Annotated in this window: 13 protein-coding genes; 3 read left to right on the forward strand and 10 right to left on the reverse strand. The window is 62.9% G+C overall.

All coding sequences use genetic code 11. The features are described from left to right. Positions 1-8: 8 nt before the first annotated feature. The 6 genes from AC0WRY_RS32555 to AC0WRY_RS32580 all read right to left on the reverse strand — a co-directional run bounded on the left by AC0WRY_RS32555 (position 9) and on the right by AC0WRY_RS32580 (position 6911). Positions 9-1508, reverse strand: a complete 1500-nt coding sequence (locus tag AC0WRY_RS32555) for a phosphomannomutase/phosphoglucomutase (RefSeq protein WP_491122421.1) — start codon at positions 1506-1508, stop codon at positions 9-11. Between the two features lie 160 nt (positions 1509-1668). After that, entirely contained in the window at positions 1669-2025 is a 357-nt protein-coding gene (locus tag AC0WRY_RS32560) for a HepT-like ribonuclease domain-containing protein (protein ID WP_491122422.1), read from the reverse strand. Further along, positions 2006-2302 (reverse strand): nucleotidyltransferase family protein, encoded by a 297-nt coding sequence (locus AC0WRY_RS32565; protein ID WP_194404786.1) that lies wholly within the window; start codon positions 2300-2302, stop codon positions 2006-2008. The genes AC0WRY_RS32560 and AC0WRY_RS32565 overlap by 20 nt, the downstream gene beginning before the upstream one ends. Positions 2303-2360: 58 nt before the next feature. Next, the gene (locus tag AC0WRY_RS32570; RefSeq protein ID WP_211415600.1) at positions 2361-2873 is read right to left on the reverse strand and encodes a TIGR02281 family clan AA aspartic protease; all 513 of its coding nucleotides are present in this window, start codon (positions 2871-2873) and stop codon (positions 2361-2363) included. A gap of 127 nt (positions 2874-3000) precedes the next feature. Next, positions 3001-5475 (reverse strand): ATP-dependent helicase HrpB, encoded by a 2475-nt coding sequence (gene hrpB / locus AC0WRY_RS32575; RefSeq protein WP_491122423.1) that lies wholly within the window; start codon positions 5473-5475, stop codon positions 3001-3003. Positions 5476-5594: 119 nt separating this feature from the next. Then, entirely contained in the window at positions 5595-6911 is a 1317-nt protein-coding gene (locus AC0WRY_RS32580) for a UDP-glucose dehydrogenase family protein (protein WP_491122424.1), read from the reverse strand. A 202-nt stretch (positions 6912-7113) separates the two neighbouring features. On the opposite strand from AC0WRY_RS32580, the gene AC0WRY_RS32585 reads away from it, so the two are divergent. Both AC0WRY_RS32585 and polA read left to right on the forward strand, forming a co-directional pair. After that, on the forward strand, positions 7114-8181 hold the full coding sequence (locus AC0WRY_RS32585; protein ID WP_491122425.1) for an acyltransferase family protein: 1068 nt from the start codon (positions 7114-7116) through the stop codon (positions 8179-8181). A 130-nt stretch (positions 8182-8311) separates the two neighbouring features. After that, a complete protein-coding gene (gene polA, locus AC0WRY_RS32590) occupies positions 8312-11392 on the forward strand; it encodes a DNA polymerase I (RefSeq protein WP_491122426.1) in 3081 nt (1026 codons plus the stop codon). Here polA and AC0WRY_RS32595 read toward each other — a convergent pair. Genes AC0WRY_RS32595 through AC0WRY_RS32605 form a run of 3 tightly spaced genes read right to left on the reverse strand, consistent with a single transcriptional unit; the run spans position 11389 to position 15528 of the window. Then, positions 11389-14091 carry a hypothetical protein gene (locus tag AC0WRY_RS32595; protein ID WP_491122427.1) on the reverse strand — a complete coding sequence of 901 codons (2703 nt, stop codon included), beginning with the start codon at positions 14089-14091 and terminating at the stop codon, positions 11389-11391. The two genes, polA and AC0WRY_RS32595, sit on opposite strands and share 4 nt — an antisense overlap. Next, on the reverse strand, positions 14045-15190 hold the full coding sequence (gene grrM / locus AC0WRY_RS32600; protein ID WP_491122428.1) for a cyclophane-forming radical SAM/SPASM peptide maturase GrrM/OscB: 1146 nt from the start codon (positions 15188-15190) through the stop codon (positions 14045-14047). The genes AC0WRY_RS32595 and grrM overlap by 47 nt, the downstream gene beginning before the upstream one ends. A gap of 14 nt (positions 15191-15204) precedes the next feature. Continuing rightward, positions 15205-15528: a hypothetical protein gene (locus AC0WRY_RS32605; RefSeq protein WP_194404794.1), complete on the reverse strand. Its 324-nt coding sequence runs from the start codon at positions 15526-15528 to the stop codon at positions 15205-15207. 352 nt (positions 15529-15880) lie between these two features. Here AC0WRY_RS32605 and AC0WRY_RS32610 point away from each other — a divergent pair, with 352 nt between their 5' ends. Next, on the forward strand, positions 15881-16516 hold the full coding sequence (locus AC0WRY_RS32610; protein ID WP_491122429.1) for a LysE family translocator: 636 nt from the start codon (positions 15881-15883) through the stop codon (positions 16514-16516). 46 nt (positions 16517-16562) lie between these two features. On the opposite strand, the gene AC0WRY_RS32615 is transcribed toward AC0WRY_RS32610, so the two are convergent. After that, complete coding sequence (locus AC0WRY_RS32615) at positions 16563-17189, reverse strand: glutathione S-transferase family protein (protein WP_259217922.1); 627 nt, start codon at positions 17187-17189, stop codon at positions 16563-16565. Between the last annotated feature and the right edge of the window lie 145 nt (positions 17190-17334).

Raw genomic sequence — 17334 nt, forward strand, 5'->3', positions numbered from 1 at the left:
GCGAACGATCAGATCTTCTGATTGTACTCGCCGACTTCGGGATGGGTGCGCAGCACGCTGTTCACCATCTCGAACATGTCGTGCATGCGTTGTTCGGAGACCGGGCTCTCGACCACCACGACGAGCTCGGGCTTGTTGGAGGAGGCGCGGACCAGGCCCCAGCTGCCGTCCTCGACCGTGACGCGTACGCCGTTGACGGTGACGAGATCGCGGATCGACTGTCCGCCGATCTTGGCGCCCTTGGCCTGCAGACCTTCGAAGTGCTTCACCACCTGGTCGATGACGCCGTATTTGGTCTCGTCGGCGCAATGCGGCGACATGGTCGGCGACGACCAGGTCTTTGGCAGCGCATCCTTCAGATCCGCCATCGACTTGCCGGGGGCGCGGTCGAGCATGTCGCAGATCGCGATCGCCGACACGAGGCCGTCGTCATAGCCGCGGCCATAGGGCTTGTTGAAGAAGAAATGGCCGGACTTCTCGAAGCCCGCGAGCGCGCCGGTCTCGTTGGTGCGGCGCTTCATGTAGGAATGGCCGGTCTTCCAATAGTCGGTCTTGGCGCCCTGCTTCTGCAACACGGGGTCGGTGACGAACAGGCCGGTCGACTTCACGTCGACGATGAAATGCGCGTCCTTGTGGATCGCCGACATGTCGCGCGCCAGCATGACGCCGACCTTGTCGGCGAAGATCTCCTCGCCGGTGTTGTCGACGACGCCGCAGCGGTCACCGTCACCGTCGAAGCCGAGGCCGACATCGGCCTTGTGATGCAGCACCGCATCGCGGATCGCGTGCAGCATCTCCATGTCTTCCGGATTCGGGTTGTATTTCGGGAAGGTGTGATCGAGCTCGGTGTCGAGCGGGATCACCTCGCAGCCGATCGCCTCCAGCACCTGCGGCGCGAACGCGCCCGCTGTGCCGTTGCCGCAGGCCGCGACGACCTTGAGCTTGCGCTTCAGCTTGGGACGGGAGGTGAGATCGGCGATGTAGCGCGCCGGATAATTCTCGTGGAATTGGTAGGAGCCGCCCGCCTTGTTCTTGAATTCGGCATTGAGCACGATTTCCTTCAGCCGCGTCATCTCGTCGGGGCCGAAGGTCAGCGGACGGTTGGCGCCCATCTTCACGCCGGTCCAGCCGTTGTCGTTGTGCGAGGCCGTGACCATTGCAACGGCGGGCACATCGAGATCGAACTGCGCGAAATAGGCCATCGGCGTCACCGCGAGCCCGATGTCGTGCACCTTGCAGCCCGCGGCCATCAGGCCGGAGATCAGCGCGTATTTGATCGAGGCCGAATAGCCGCGGAAATCGTGGCCGGTGACGATCTCCTGTTTGACGCCGAGTTCGGCGATCAACGCGCCCAGCCCCATGCCGAGCGCCTGCACACCCATCAGGTTGATTTCCTTCTGGAACAACCAGCGCGCGTCGTATTCACGAAAGCCCGTCGGCTTCACCATCGGCTCGGATTCGAAGGCGTAGGTGTTGGGCAACAATACGGATTTCGGCTTCGGGAACATTGAGACGGTCTCGTGAATGGGGGCGGGAATTGAGGCAGCCTTAGCGAATGCCGGGCCGCGGCGGAAGGCGGGAATGCAGGCTTATGGCCGATAATTGCGGCAGTTTGGTAACGAAGAAACGTTACCGCGAAGGCGACACCAAATGTATGACCGGAATGGGCTAACTCTGCAGCCGTGCTATCTCCTCTTCGACGACTGCCTTGAGAGCTGGCAGAGCCTGCTGAACAGTCTCCCACACAAGATGTGCTGCAACATCTTCATAGTTGTGGCGATAGACATTGCCTGCCGCCGCCATCTGTCTCCATGCGATCGCTGAGTGCCTTTCTTTCAGCTTCTCCGGCAGACGGCGAGAGGCTTCTGAAATGATCTCCAGACAGCGCGTTACAGCATAGACCGCCCGCAGGTCCGCCGCGAATGCCTGGCGATCTGCCGTGCCGGCGAACTCGGCTGCCAAATCGATGTGATGCAAGATGTCCCGCAGGGTCCCGTCGATCCGATTAGAAGGCATAGACAGCATCGGCCGTCGCGGCAGGAGCAACGTATGATTTCAGACCGTCGCGATTGACGACGTCAACCGGGCCATCAAACAGATTGGAGATGTATTCCTTGAGCTCGACGTAGTCGAAGACAGTGATCCGCGCGTCTGGATCGATCTCGACCATGATGTCGATATCGCTGCCGGGATGATTGTCACCCCTCGCGACCGAACCGAACAACGCGGCATGCAAAACGCCCCGCTCGCGAAGGGCGTGCTCGGACTGTCGCAGGATGGTAATCGGGTCGGGCCTGTCCATGGGCGGAATATAGCACCCAAACTGGCCTTAAGGGAGGCCTCCCCGGCCCAGAGCCAGTCTATTGCTCCAGCACCATCTGGCCGTTGGCATACTCGAAGCGCTTCAGGCGGGACAGAAAGGAGAGGCCGAGCAGGTTCTCCGACAGCGCCGCGTCGGGCAGCACCATGGCATCGACGTCGCGCACGATGAGGCCGCCGACATCGAGCATGGCGATGCGGGTGCGCGCGGCCTTGATGGTGCCGTTGGCCGTGGAGACGGTGGCGTTGTACTCGCTGCGCGAGGGACGAAGACCAAAGCGGGCCGCCGAGGTCTCATTCAGCGCAACCACGGAGGCGCCGGTGTCGACCATGAATCCGATGCGCTGCCCCTCGATCCGGCCCTCGGTCTGGAAATGACCGCGGCCGTCGCGGGAAATGGCGAGGCTGCGGCCTCCGGCCGGCGCGGTCGCCGCAACGGCAATCGTTGTGCGCGGCGCTGACGTGGCGGACGCCGAGCTCATCTTGTCCGCCATCTGCGCCATGAAGGTGCCGAGGCCGATCATGACGGCCGCGAAGATCATAATGTTACGCATTACACCACTTCCGAGCCGAAAGCCCGATTTCACCACGCGAGGCGTCCGTCCGCGAGCGGAGCCGCAGCCGGAGCGCTGCTATTTTGACGAAAAGGATGAGCGGAGGGTTAATGGGCCGGCGTGTTTCTCACGTCCCGCGCGGCTTCGCCCGGCGGGTCGGCACTGCGCTGGCCGGATCGTCCGGCCAGGGATGGCGCGGGTAGCGGCCGCGCAGGTCGGAGCGCACGGCACTGTAGCTGCCACGCCAGAAGCCCGGGAGATCACGCGTCACCTGCACCGGGCGCTGGGCCGGCGACAGCAGTTCCAGCACCAGCGGCACCTTGCCGGCCGCGATCGAGGGGTGGGTGTTGAGGCCGAACAATTCCTGCAGCCGCACCGCGATCGTTGGCCCCTGCTCCGCCTCGTAGTCGATCGCGAGCACGCTTCCGGTGGGCGCCTCGAAATGCGTCGGCGCCTCGCGGTCGAGCCGCGCGCGCATCTCCCAGGGCAAGAGCGCCATCAGCGCGTCGGAGAGATCGCCGGGGGAAATGTCCTTCAGCGCGATCTTGTCGTAGAGCGCGGGCACCAGCCAGTCGTCACGCCGCGCGATCAGCCCTTCGTCCGACAGGTCGGGCCAGTTGTCGCCCTCGGCCTTGCGCAAGAACATCACGCGGTCGCGCCATTGCTTGGCGGCCTTCGACCAGGGCAGCCGGTCGAGACCAGCGGCGATCAATCCATCGGCGAGGATGCGCGCGGTGTCCTCCGATGGCGAGACCGCGAGCGTGGCTTCCGACAGCGTGATCGCATGCAACACGCGCTTGCGCCGCGCGCGCAACGCCATCGCGCCGCGATCGAAGGAAATCTCGTCGGCGCTCTCGATATGCTCGGCGAAATGCCGCTCGATCTCGCCCTCCGTGATTTGCGCGGCGAGCAGGATGCGGCCGCTGGCCGCCGCGCCCGTCATTTCGCCGATCGCGATATAGGGCGCGCGGGCGAGCGAGGAGGTCTGCTCGACGGCCGCGCCACGGCCATTGGCGAGCACGAAGCTGCCATTGCCGCGATTGCGTGCGACGCGGTCCGGGAACGCATAAGCGAGCATCAGGCCGGTCGAAAGATCCTCCTGCGGCCCCGCTTTCTCCGACGCCGCCACTTGCGAGGCCCAGCGCCGCGCCAGGTCGCGCGCGCTTGAAGCGCGCTGTGAGCGATCGCGGCGGAACTGGTCGCGCCGATGCTCGAGGTCGACGCTGTCGCCGCCAAGCCCGCGCTCGGTGATGATGGCGGCGATCTCCGCGGCGGCTTCGCCCTCGCCGGCGCGATGCGAATCCACGATCATGCGCGCCAGCCGCGGCGGCAGCGCCAGCGCGCGCAGGCTTCTTCCCTCCGCGGTGATGCGGCCGTCGCCATCGAGCGCGTTGAGCTCGGAGAGCAGGCTCTTGGCTTCCTTCCAGGCCGGCGCCGGCGGCGGGTCGAGGAATGACAGCGCGGCGGGATTGGCGACGCCCCATTGCGCGAGATCGAGCACCAGCGAGGACAGGTCGGCGCTCAAAATTTCCGGCTGGGTGTAGGGCGCGAGCGACGCGGTCTGCGGCTCGTCCCAGAGCCGGTAGCAGACACCGGGCTCGGTGCGGCCGGCGCGGCCGCGGCGCTGGTCCACCGCCGCACGGGAGGCACGCACGGTCTCGAGCCGCGTCAGGCCGATGTCGGGCTCGTAGCGCGGCACGCGGGCCAGCCCGGAATCGACCACGATGCGCACGCCTTCGATGGTCAGCGAGGTCTCCGCGATCGAGGTCGCCAGCACCACTTTTCGCGTGCCCTTGGGTGCCGGCGCGATGGCGCGGTCCTGCACGGCGGCATCGAGCGCGCCGAACAGCGGCACGATCTCGATCGATGCATCCTGTACGCGCTCGCCGAGAAAATTCTGGGTGCGGCGGATTTCAGCGGCGCCCGGCAGGAAGGCCAGCACGGAGCCGCTGTCGGCGCGCAGCGCGGATGCAATCGCATCGGCCATCTGCCGCTCGATCGGTGCATCCGCCTTGCGGCCGAGATAGCGGGTGTCGACCGGGAAGGCGCGGCCCTCGCTTTCGACGACGGGTGCCTCGCCGAGCAGCTTTGCGACGCGCGCGCCGTCGAGCGTCGCCGACATCACGAGGATGCGCAGATCCTCGCGCAGGCCGGTCTGCGCATCACGGGCCAGCGCGAGGCCCAAATCGGCATCGAGCGAGCGCTCGTGAAATTCGTCGAACAGGATGGCGGCAATGCCTGACAGTTCGGGATCGTCGAGGATCTGGCGGGTGAAGATGCCCTCGGTCACCACCTCGATGCGCGTCGCGCGCGAGATCTTGGAGCCGAAGCGGACACGGTAGCCGACGGTCTCACCAGCGCGCTCGCCCAGCGATTTGGCCATGCGGTCGGCGCTGGCACGCGCCGCGATACGGCGCGGCTCCAGCACGATGATTTTCTTGCCCTTAGCCCAGGGGGCATCGAGCAGGGCGAGCGGCACGCGCGTGGTCTTGCCGGCGCCGGGCGGCGCCACCAGCACGGCGGCGTTATTGGCCTCCAGCGTGCGCGAGAGCTCGTCGAGCACGGCATCGATCGGGAGGGGCGTGTCGAAATTGCGGGGCAAATATCTATCCGGTCGTCATGCCCGGCCTTGTGCCGGGCATCCACGTCCTGGACTAGAAAACAGACGTGGATGGCCGGGGCAAGCCCGGCCATGACGGAATCATCCGCGATCGAGAATCATCAGCCCTGTACCGGCGGACGGCCGACGCTGTCGTAGGTGAAACCGGCGGCTTCCATGTCTTCGGGGCGGTAGATGTTGCGCAGATCGACGACGACGGGCTGCGCCATGACGCTCTTCAGCCGGTCGAGATCGAGCGCGCGGAACTGCACCCATTCGGTGACGATGACGAGCGCGTCGGCGTCTTGCGCGCAGGAATAGGCGTCCTCGCAATAGGTGATGTCAGGCAGCTCGCCCTTGGCCTGCTCCATGCCGACGGGATCGTACGCCTTGACCGTCGCGCCCATGTCGATGAGGCCTGTGACCAGCGGGATCGACGGCGCATCGCGCATGTCGTCGGTGTCGGGCTTGAAGGTGAGGCCGAGCACGGCAACCGTCTTGCCGCGCAGATTGCCGCCGAGCGCCTGGCTCACCTTGCGCGCCATCGCGCGCTTGCGGTTCTCGTTCACCGCCAGCACGGATTCGACGATGCGCAAGCTCACGTCGTAGTCCTGCGCGATCTTGATCAGAGCCTTGGTGTCCTTCGGGAAGCACGAGCCGCCGAAGCCGGGACCGGCATGCAGGAATTTGGTGCCGATGCGGTTGTCGAGGCCAATGCCGCGCGCGACCTCCTGCACGTTGGCGCCGGCCTTTTCGGACAGGTCTGCGATCTCGTTGATGAAGGTGATCTTGGTCGCAAGGAACGCGTTCGCGGCGTATTTGATCATCTCGGCGGTGCGGCGCGCGGTGAACATCAGCGGCGCCTGGTTCAACGACAGCGGACGGTAGATGTCGCCCATCACCTTGCGGCCGCGCTCGTCGGAGGTGCCGACCACGACGCGATCGGGAAACTTGAAGTCGCGGATCGCCGCACCCTCGCGCAGGAACTCTGGATTGGACGCGACCACGACGTCGGCGTTGGGATTGGCCTCGCGGATGATGCGCTCGACCTCGTCGCCGGTGCCGACAGGCACGGTCGACTTCGTCACCACGACAGTGAAGCCGGAAAGCGACTGCGCGATCTCTTTCGCGGCGGCGTAAACGTAGGACAGGTCCGCATGGCCGTCGCCGCGGCGCGACGGCGTGCCGACCGCGATGAAGACGGCATCGGCTTCTGCGACCGGCTTCTTCAGGTCGGTGGTGAAGTCGAGCCGCTTGGCTTTCACGTTGGTCGCAACCAGCTCGTCGAGGCCGGGCTCATAGATCGGGATCTCGCCGCGATGGAGCGCCGCGATCTTCTTCTCGTCCTTGTCGACGCAGGTGACGTCGTGACCGAAATCGGCAAAGCAAGCTCCGGACACCAGTCCCACATAGCCCGTGCCGATCATCGCGATACGCATGAAAATCCCTGTTTTTAGATTGGTTAACGAAAATGAAACCCCGGCGCGGGGCGGTTTAGCATTTTCTCGCGGGGAAGGAACAGTCCGCAGCGAAAAAAGCGGCACGGGAAGTGAATCGGTAAAGAAGTGGGAAACCGTAGCGGCCCCACACTGACCCACCCCCGAACAGGACGGGGCGGAACACGCCTCGAAAAGAGACACCATGGCACCAACAGGCACAATCGCAGGCAGCGGAGGCGTTGAGGCCACGGCTGCCGCACGTGTCGACTGGGTCGACTACGCCAAGGGCATCTGCATCATCATGGTCGTGATGATGCATTCGGTGCTGGGGGTCGAGCTCGCCGCCGGCGAGACCGGTTTCATGCATGTCGCCGTGGCCTTCGCAAAGCCATTCCGGATGCCGGATTTCTTCCTGATCTCGGGCCTGTTCCTGGCGCTGGTGATCGACCGCGACTGGCGCACCTATCTCGACCGCAAAGTGGTGCATTTCGCCTATTTCTATGTCGTCTGGGTGACAATCCAATTCGGATTCAAGGCGCCCGCTTTCGCCGCCGAGACGAGCTGGCACCACGCCGGCCTGTTGTATCTGGAATCCTTCATCGAGCCGTTCGGCACGCTGTGGTTCATCTATCTGCTGCCGATCTTCTTCGTCGTCACAAAACTGACACGCAAGATGCCGCCCCTCGCGATCTGGCTCATTGCCGCCGCGCTGGAGACGGACCGCATCACGACCGGCTGGACCACAATCGACGAATTTTCCGCGCGCTTCGTCTATTTCTATTCGGGCTATCTGTTCGCGCCTTACGTGTTCGCGCTGTCGGATCGCGCACGGAAGCATCCAGCGCTTGCGCTCGCGGCGCTCGCGACCTGGGCGCTGGTGAATGCCGGCCTCGTCGCTTGGGGCGTCAGCGAATGGGCGATCGTCTCGCTGTTGCTCGGCTTTGCCGGCGCCTGCGCGATCATTACGATGGGCACGTTGCTCGCGCGTGCAAATTGGATGAACGCCTTGCGCTTCTGCGGCGAGCATTCGATCGTGATCTATCTCGCCTTCTTCCTGCCGATGGCGGCAACACGGACGCTGCTGCTGCGCAGCGGAATCATCCCCGACGTCGGCACGGTGTCGCTGATCGTCACCGTCGCCGGCGTGCTCGGCGCGCTCGCGATCTGGCAGATCGCGCTGCGCCTCAACGCGCGCTTCCTGTTCGAGCGGCCGGACGCGTTCTGGATCGCGCCGAAGAAGGCCGGCGTGCGGTTGCAGGCGGCGGAGTAGCCACACCCTCGCTGTCGTCCCTGCCTAGTGCGCAATTGCGCGGGGGGCGGGGACGACGAGAGGTGTGAATCCGCCCAAAAATCCCCCACTCAAGGCTGTCAAAGCCCGCAAAAATTCATACATTGCGGCCATGCCAAAAACCTCTCCGAAGACCCCCGCCAAGGCTGACACCAAGCCTGCCACGCCGAAAGCCGCCGATAAGCCTGCTGCCAAGGCGGCCGCCGCGCCAGCTGCTGCCAAACCGGTTGCGGCGAAGGCCGCCGGCAAGGGCGACCACGTGTTCCTGGTCGACGGTTCCTCCTACATCTTCCGCGCCTACCATGCGCTGCCGCCGCTGAACCGCAAGTCCGACGGGCTGCAGGTCAACGCCGTGCTCGGCTTCTGCAACATGCTGTGGAAGCTGCTGCGTGACATGCCCGCCGACAACCGGCCGACGCACCTCGCCATCGTTTTCGACAAGTCCGAGGTGACTTTCCGCAATGCGATCTACCCCGAATACAAGGCACACCGGCCGCCGGCGCCCGACGATCTGATCCCGCAATTCGCGCTGATCCGCGAAGCAGTGCGCGCCTTCGACCTGCCCTGCCTGGAGCAAGGCGGCTTCGAGGCCGACGACCTCATCGCGACCTATGTGCGCGAGGCCTGCGAGCGCGGCGCCAGCGCGACCATCGTGTCCTCCGACAAGGATTTGATGCAGCTCGTGACCGATTGCGTCACGATGTACGACACCATGAAGGACCGCCGCATCGGCATCCCCGAGGTGATCGAGAAGTTCGGCGTGCCGCCGAACAAGGTCGTCGAGGTGCAGGCCCTGGCCGGCGATTCCACCGACAACGTGCCCGGCGTGCCCGGCATCGGCATCAAGACCGCGGCGCAGCTGATCACCGAATATGGCGACCTCGACCAATTGCTGTTCCGTGCCGGCGAAATCAAGCAGCCCAAGCGGCGCGAGGCGCTGCTCGAGAACGCCGAGAAGGCGCGGATCTCGCGCAAGCTCGTGCTGCTCGACGACAAGGTGAAGCTGGACGTGCCGCTCGACGACCTCGCCGTCCACGAGCCCGACGCGCGCAAGCTGATCGCCTTCCTCAAGGCGATGGAGTTCACCACGCTGACGCGCCGCGTCGCCGACTATTCGCAGATCGATCCCGCCAATGTCGACGCCGATGCGAGCAACAGCAGCAGCGCCCGGGGCGGCGATGGCGCGGCGAAAGCAAAGCCATCAGGGGATTCCGGCGATCTCTTCGCGGCCCCTGCTGCGGGCCCGACGGGCGGCGACAAGGGCGACAAGTCGGCGAGCCTGAAGGGCGCGCCGGTCTCGCTGGCTGCCGCGCGTGAAGAGGCCATGCGCAAGCTGCCGGTCGACCGCAGCAAATATCAGGCGATCAAGTCGCCGAGGGAGCTCAGCGCCTTCATCGCGCGCATTCATGAAGCCGGGCATGTCGCGATCGAGATCAAGGCCAACTCCATCGATCCGATGCAGGCCGATCTCTGCGGCATCGCGCTGGCGCTGGCGCCGAACGATGCCTGCTACGTACCGCTGGCACACAAGCAATCCGGCGGCGGTGCAGGCCTGTTCGACGCCGGTCTCGCGCCCGACCAGGTCAAGCACGAAGAAGCGGTTCAAGCGCTGCGGCCGGTGCTGGAATCGGCAGGCATTCTCAAGATCGGCTTCGACGTCAAATTCGCCGCCGTGCTGCTGGCGCAGCACGGCATCATTTTGCGCAACACCGACGACGCCAAGCTGATCTCTTACGTGCTCGATGCCGGCCGGGGCTCGCAGGAACTGGACTCGCTGTCCGAGCGCTGGTTCGGCCATGCCATGCTGAAGGAAAACGAGCTGCTCGGCAGCGGCAAGGGCAAGATCACCTTCGACCAGGTGCCGATCGACAAGGCCGCGGCGCTGTCGGCCGAGGGCGCCGACGTCGCCTTGCGGCTCTGGCGCGTGCTGAAGCCGCGCCTCGTCGCCGAGCACATGACCGCGGTCTACGAGACCCTGGAGCGGCCGCTGGTCGCGGTGCTTGCGCGCATGGAGCGGCGCGGCATCTCGATCGACCGCCAGGTGCTGTCGCGTCTGTCAGGCGATTTCGCCCAGACCGCAGCGCGGGTCGAGGCCGAGATCCAGGAGATCGCGGGCGAGCCGGTCAATGTCGGCAGCCCCAAGCAGATCGGCGACATCCTGTTCGGCAAGATGGGACTGTCAGGCGGCACCAAGACCAAGACCGGCGCATGGTCGACCACCGCGCAAGTGCTGGACGAGCTCGCCGAGCAGGGCCACGACTTCCCGAAGAAGATCCTGGAGTGGCGCCAGGTCTCGAAACTGAAATCGACCTACACCGACGCGCTGCCAACCTATGTCAACCCGCAGACCCATCGCGTGCACACGACCTACGCGCTGGCCGCGACTACAACGGGCCGGCTGTCGTCGAACGAGCCGAACCTGCAGAACATCCCCGTGCGTACCGAGGACGGCCGGAAAATCCGCCGCGCCTTCATCGCCACGCCCGGGCACAAGCTGGTCTCTGCCGACTATTCGCAGATCGAGCTGCGGTTGCTCGCGGAGATCGCCGACATTCCCGTGCTGAAGCAGGCCTTTCGCGATGGGCTCGACATCCACGCGATGACGGCGTCCGAAATGTTCGGCGTGCCGATCAAGGGCATGCCGAGCGAGATCCGCCGCCGCGCCAAGGCAATCAATTTCGGCATCATCTACGGCATCTCGGCCTTCGGCCTCGCCAACCAGCTCGGCATCGCGCGCGAGGAAGCCTCCGCCTACATCAAGAAGTATTTTGAGCGCTTCCCCGGCATCCGCGCCTACATGGACGAGACGCGGGACTTCTGCCGCAGCCACGGCTATGTCACCACGCTGTTCGGCCGCAAGTGCCACTACCCTGATATCAAGGCCTCAAACGCCTCGGTGCGCGCCTTCAACGAGCGCGCCGCGATCAACGCGCGGCTGCAAGGCACCGCCGCCGACATCATCCGCCGCGCCATGACGCGGGTCGAGGACGCGCTCGCCGCCAAGAAGCTGTCGGCGCAGATGCTACTGCAGGTGCACGACGAACTGATCTTCGAGGTGCCGGACGCCGAGGTCGAGGCGACGCTGCCCGTCGTGCAGCACGTGATGCAGGACGCGCCGTTTCCGGCCGTGCTGCTGTCGGTGCCGCTGCATGTGGATGCGCGCGCGGCGAACAACTGGGACGAGGCGCATTAGGACGGTGGTGCGCCTGGAGCAACGCCGGCACCGCTGGGAACGTCGGTTTTTGATTTCGACTTACTTGGCTGATCCGAGCTTCTCTGGTCACAAGCTACCTTCTGGTGCTTGCCGGCCACCTTCGTCGGCCAGATAAACCTCACGGGCAACGGCTCGGCCACCCCTTCGCTGGTCCAGACGCGCACGAGATCATTCGTGACCGTCTGGTCGGCGTCGACCGACTGACGCGTCAACACCTCTCGGTCACCGGATGGAGGCAGCACGCATTCGAATTCCGCAAGGATCCCTTCCATATTTGGCAGGATCGTAATCTTATCAGCACGCTGCGCGCCTGCCGTGACTTCCGTGCTCCGCCAAAGTCTCTGTCCCTCGATCAGCAAAGCGCCAGCTTGCCCGACGATCAATTCTTGCTGCTTCGGATTGAAGATGGACGGCTGCCTTACTACGTCAAATCCCAGCTTGTGAGATATTTCGGGTACGGCCGCCGGTAGGCGAACGGGAATATTGTCGTTCGCAGCCTCGATGCCCGGACATATATTCTTCGCCGAGAGAATTGGCGCGAGTTCGGATACATCGCTTCGGCTGAGCCAGCACGTTGCAATCGATACTTTGACGGTCTGCCACCATCCAGGGACCGAAATGAAAGCAGAAAGGGGGTATTGCCCATCGATCTGCTCGAATGTGTCATCCTCGGTCATCCGCCCGGCCACGATCCAGCCGAAATCGACGTCCCGAATTGAGGAGCCCCGCGTGGTCGCTGACGAGTAGTCGGAGGCGCCGAATCCGACGACGATCGGATGGGACACTATGGCTCGGTAGTCACGGGACCGCTTATTCAGAAAGTTGGCGAAGTCGACTCCCTTTCCCTCGGCCCTCATGAGCAGTTCATAGGCATCTCGGGTTTCAGCACTTGTCGAGATATTCTCGGAGAGATTCTTCGGCGTCACGCTGTACGCGAACGCATCCGTACCTTCGTTCAGCGCCTCTACAAATGCCTGGAGATATGGCGGGTTGGAAGCCAGCAACGCCGGACTTGCCTCCGCCTCAAACTCCTTTGGAAAGGGAGACACCGCGAGATTGCAATCCACCGTTTCACGCCCAACCACTCGCAATGTCAGGAAACTGCCGATGCGCCTCAAACGTCTAGCTGAAGGATTCGCGAACTCGTCAAGCTTTGATTTCAGAAAATCCGCCGAGAAACACCTGAGCCGACGGGGAGTGACAAAGCAATCCTCGATCACATTGCAGTCGAGGAGATCACCAGCCACCAGTCTGGCTAGATTGCCATAATCAGTCTGCTCGCCCTGCTTCTGCCCGGACTGCTCGTCCTGTTTGTCCTGTTTCTTCAGCGACACAATTGCAAAGAGCTTTTCGTACAACATCACGCCCGAGACGAGGCGCTCTCTAAGGCTGTCGGAGAACGGGCAGCCTATTTGCGTAAGAGACAGATTTGAGCCGGAATTGAGTGACACCCCGGATGGATTTGGGGAGCTTGCATCTTGCGCTCCCGAACTTTGCTGCGAACCGCCGGCGGTCTGCATTTGCTGCGCCGGCTTTATTCCCAATCGCCAAATTTCGATCGAATTGGCCCCGTTGCTGTTGACGCAAATATTGGCTGCGGAGGCGATGAACGATTCCCTCGAAACATTCGGAAATATTAGACTCGGGTTATCTCTAAGATTTGTTAGAGACTCCCAGAATATCTTGTCTTTGGTATCGCGCAGCAGCGCAAGACGCCGCGCCGTATAAGATGCAAGCAACTCCTCCGCCTTCTCCCTGTCGCCAGCCCGGCAAGGCAACGGACCTTTGCGCAGGTCCACATCGCCACGAGCAAACTGACAGACACGTCGCAGCAAAAAATCGTTGAACAGCAGTCGCAGGCGCTGGTCGGGAAACGCGGAGTCAATTGACTGCGCTACTTTCTCCATGGACGAAGATATATTGTCTTGGAATTTGGTCGCCCACTCCTCAAAGAGATCCTGGTAATCCTTTTCGTACAGATTTTTGATCCAAGTCGCCTGCTCATGCTCCGGATCATGACTCAACCTCACGACGATGGCCGCAACAGAACCTCGCTTGGTGCTGGCAACTATTGACGTGTCGAACGTCAGCCGAAAGATGGTATTGCCCTTGATGTCATGCCTATCATCGAGTTCCGTCTGCGTGATCTCTGATCTGACTTCCTCCCGATACGCATTTTTTGCGCGAAATTGCGACATCGTGGTGGATTCGACCGCTATATCCGCCTGATCCTTCTTCGAGTTGGCATCTTCTTTCTTTGACACATCATCGGTCGATGGCGATCGCGATACGCCGCCGCTGATGGTCGCGCGTTGCTCGCTGGCCACTTTATGAATCGCGTCGATGCTCCTGAATTCGGACTCGCGCTTGTCCAGTTCGGTATAATCAAGCTGTTTCCTGAGCCATCGCGCCTGATCCAGACGGTCATTGACCAAACGTTGGCGCGTATAGACTGTCGGACTGTTGACGATGATTTTGCCGTCTTTGCCGTTCTCCAGCAGGCTGGTCAGCTTCAACCGGTGTCGATATGCCTCGATTGATCCTGCGGCGACCACGGCAATCAAGATGAGCACGGCCAATGGATTTGACGTCAGGATTCCGGTGGTGGATTGCAGACTTGCGTTCAACCGTTCATAGAGCGAGGTGAAGTTCTGCTTCCATACGTCCCAATACGACATCGATGACTGCCTTCTTGCTCAGCCGGCAAAATAATGTCTCAGTGCTGTCGAACCTTCCGTTCTCGAACAGCTTGTTGGCCGGCGATCCTCCCAAACAGATTGAAAAATATTCGCAGCTCGTTCTGCAGCGGGCCTGTCCGCGCGCGATTTCCTCGCTCACCGCGAGGAAGGTGGAATCCTGCAGCACATCCGCGATCTCGTGCTGGTGGATATTCCCAAAAACAAGATGGCCATGACGTGGGCTGGCGTAGCCGAGGAGTTCAGGCGAGAAAGTACTGATTTCGCCATTGGCTCCAATGGAAAGCGTACGGAGCGGCTCGGCAAGCGGATTGCCGTAGCCAGCGCTTTCGGGCCTGGCGATCGCATCGAATGCACCAACGAATTCGCGCACCTCGATCTTGGCGCCGGCAGACTCTGTCAGAGCCATGAACGTTTCGTAGAAGCGGCGGACGTTCCGATCGGCGCCCTCGCCGGACAAAGAGGAGGTGCCGTGAACCCCCTCGATCTCCTCAACATTGAAGGCGATACGTTCAATCCCGTTGGCGACATAGAAGTCGAATAGTTGTTGCGGCTGCTGGAGCGATTGCTGCGTCAGTACAGTGATCACATGGAATGGATAACGGTGCTCCTGCAACAAGCGAATGCCACGCATTGTTTGCTCGAAGCTGCCCCCGCCCGAACGCGTCTTACGGCTACGATCGTTGATCTCCTGCGGACCGTCAATGCTCGCGCCGACGCGCACGTCATGGGCGCGAAAGAGATCAATCCATTCCTCATTCAGGAGAGTGGCGTTGGTCTGGATGCTATGGCTGACGACTAAGTCGGCGGGACGCAGCCGCTCGATGACCGCAAACGCATCTGCGTAATATGCGGTACCGGGAACCAGCGGCTCGCCGGCGTGCCAAAGGACCGTGAGGTGTCCCGACAAGAACGGGCTTCTGAACACCTTCTCAAAGGTGCGCTCGACGGTTGCCATCGACATTTTGCGCTTCGAATTGCGGTCAGGCAGATAGCAATATGAGCAGTCGAGATTACAGAACGGCGTCGACTGCAGGACCAGCATTTCGATCGACGGACGGGGCACTAAGGCAGTCCGCATTTGAAAGCTCTTGGCTAGAATTTTGGAAAATTTGGAAAGTTCGGAAAGTTCTGAAAATTGGGGAAATTCGGAAAGTTGTTGAAGTTTGGAAAGTTCGGAAAATTGAAGAACTGGCTCAGACGATAGAACACCGGATTGCCGGGCTTCGAGCCTTCCAGCGCCATGCGCTCGCGCACGGCCGCAACTCGCTCTGGGATCGACTTCGAAGCAGCTGGCTCAAAAGGAGGTGAGGCAGCCTGCGCGGGAGCACCCCCCAGGAGGGCCGCAGCCCCCAGCCATGCCGAGCGCCGAACTGCCAACTGAAAAATCCGAGCGACGCATTTGATCAGCGGCTTCATGGAGTGCTTCTGTCCTCCTGCGGATTGAATGTTACACTCAGATGCCCGTTCAGGTAAACCCCATGGATATACTCAACCCGACGAGAATTTGGGGCGCATCGGATGTGGGCCATGTGACTGACAATTTCGCATTGCAACGAAGACCCGAGCTCTCGCCCCGGACATGGCATGGGCCGAGTTGGCCAATCTTCGTCATCCAATTTCGTGGTTAAGGCCGCACCCCGATCGCGGCAACGTGCTGCAGAGAGGGCGCCTGAAACAGCAGGCCTTGTATTGTCCTCCGAGCAATTGCGCGATGGCTCCGCCGCACCTTGCATATTAGAACCGCTGCATCTCCCGCACCGGTTCGCCCATGCCCCACACCTCCGCCCTGCTCGGCTTCGCCCTCGTCTGCCTCGGTCTCGTGCTGACGCCGGGACCGAACATGATCTATTTGATCTCGCGCTCGATCACGCAAGGGCCTGCGGCGGGCATCGTCTCGCTCGGCGGCGTGGCGCTCGGCTTCGTGTTCTACATGTTGTGCGCGGCGTTCGGCATCACCGCGCTGCTGCTCGCCATCCCCTTGGCCTATGACGCGTTGCGCTTTGCCGGCGCGGGTTATCTGCTCTGGCTCGCCTGGCAGGCGGTGAAGCCGGGCGGCCGCTCGCCGTTCCAGGTCCGGAAGCTCGCCATCGACAGCCCGCGCAAATTGTTCGCGATGGGCTTCGTCACCAACCTGCTCAACCCGAAGATCGCGATGCTCTACATGGCGCTGCTGCCGCAATTCATCGATCCCGCCGCCGGCAGCGTGCTGACGCAGTCGGTGGTGCTGGGCGCGATCCAGATCGCGATCAGCGTCAGTGTCAACGCGATGATCGCGCTGGCCGCCGGATCGATCGCGTTGTTCCTGGCGAGCCGGCCGAGCTGGATGCTGGTGCAGCGCTGGCTGATGGGCACGGTGCTGGCCGGGCTCGCGCTGCGGATGGCGGTGGAAGCGAAAAAGGTGTGAGGCGGTTGTTGCCTCCCCCCGCAAGCGGGGCGAGGCAGGAGAAATCTCAATCCAGCTTCGCGTCCATCCCCCGCTTCACGGCCGGACGGGCCATCAGGGCCTCATACCAGCGCTTGACGTTGGGGAAGTCGGCCAGATCAACCTTGTGGCGAGGATGACGCCAGGCCCAGCCCAGGATGGCAAAATCGGCAATCGAGAGGTCGCCGGCGACGAAGTCGTGGTCCGCCAGGCGTCGGTCGAGCACGCCGTAGAGCCGGCGCGTCTCCGCCATGTAGCGCTTCAGGCCATAAGCGCGGTCCTGCTCGTTCTCGAGTGCGATGAAATGATGCACCTGCCCGGGCATCGGGCCGAAGCCGCCCATCTGCCACATCAGCCATTCGTAGACGGGGACGCGGCCGGCGAGCGATTTCGGCAGGAATTTGCCGGTCTTTTCACCGAGATAGAGCAGGATCGCGCCGGACTCGAAGATGCTGACAGGCTTGCCGTCCGGGCCCTCGGGGTCGACGATCGCGGGAATCTTGTTGTTCGGGGACAGCTTGAGGAACTCGGGCGCCATCTGCTCGCCCTTGGTGATGTTGACCGGGATCACCCTGTAGGGCAGGCCCATCTCCTCCAGCGCGACCGAGATCTTGCGGCCGTTCGGCGTGTTCCAGGTGTGCAGCTCGATGGTCATTCCCGTTTCCTTCCCCAGGCAGGCGTCGTGCCCGATCCGGGCTCTCAACTACTCCAGAAGGCCGCAGCCCCACAACCGGCAGGCCTGGATGGCCGATCCCTGTTGACGAGGGACGCCCCCTCTGGAATGTCGCAGCCGTCGCGGA

The organism is Bradyrhizobium sp. T-12 (assembly GCF_058314695.1).